This is a genomic window from Roseovarius nitratireducens, from assembly GCF_002925845.1.
Lineage (GTDB): Bacteria > Pseudomonadota > Alphaproteobacteria > Rhodobacterales > Rhodobacteraceae > Roseovarius > Roseovarius nitratireducens.
Genome location: NZ_PDNI01000061.1, coordinates 1 through 387 on the forward strand (window position 1 = coordinate 1; position 387 = coordinate 387).

At 57.1% G+C, this 387-nt stretch carries 1 pseudogene; it reads right to left on the minus strand.

Features of this window, described 5'->3' with window-relative positions:
* Window positions 1–130, minus strand: a pseudogene (locus CRJ03_RS12410) (IS481 family transposase); the annotation flags it as partial.
* Window positions 131–387 lie beyond the last annotated feature (257 nt).

Here is a 387-nt window from a genome sequence, read left to right on the forward strand (position 1 = left end):
GCCACTTCGCAACCGTCTTGGGGTTGATCCCCAACTCCCGACTCAGCTCCGCGAGCGAAGCCTGCGATCGCTGTATTTCAGCTCTGACGGCGTGCGTGGTCGTGGCGCTCCCGTGACGCACTTGTCCCATAGTGCTTCCTTCCATTCCCGCGAAAGGATCACACCATCAAACCGTGGGATTGAACACCTAGGCCATGTAACAAGTATCGGATGTATCATTGTGAACCTTCATTGGGAGTGGAATGCGAATTCCGGGCCTGCAGCTCAGGAAGCGCCGCCGGTGCGGTGGCCTCTCCCACGCTTGTGTTCCAGCAATTGTTCAGAAAACTGAACGACTACCGGCTGGCGCCGGTAGGATCAGCGATGTGCTGTTCCAGGTACTGAAGT